1 protein-coding gene is annotated in these 371 nt (G+C 66.0%); it reads right to left on the bottom strand.

Features of this window, described 5'->3' with window-relative positions:
- The coding region (locus AC0L3X_RS47450; protein ID WP_473317657.1) for a polysaccharide biosynthesis protein at nucleotides 1–371 on the bottom strand (371 nt) is incomplete at both ends.

The raw sequence follows: 371 nt of genomic DNA, 5'->3' as shown, positions 1-371 counted from the left end.
ATGCCGGCGACACCGATCTCGCGGGTCGGCTCCTCGGAGGCGAACAGGATCTCGTGCAGGCGCTCGCCCGGCCGCATGCCGGTGAACACGATCTCGATGTCGTAGCCGGGCTGAAGGCCCGAGAGGCGGATCATGCGCTCGGCGAGATCGACGATCTTCACCGGCTGACCCATGTTGAGCACGTAGACCGAGACGTCGGGACGCTGCGTTCCGAGCGCATGCGTTGCCGCCGTGATGACGAGATCGCAAGCTTCGCGGATGGTCATGAAGTAGCGGACCATGTCGGGATGCGTGACCGTCACGGGGCCGCCGGCCTCGATCTGGGCCTTGAACTTCGGCACCACCGAGCCGTTCGACGCCAGCACGTTGCC

It is taken from the genome of Bradyrhizobium sp. MI1.7, from assembly GCF_055811795.1.
This window is presented reverse-complemented; position numbering and strand designations above follow the sequence as displayed.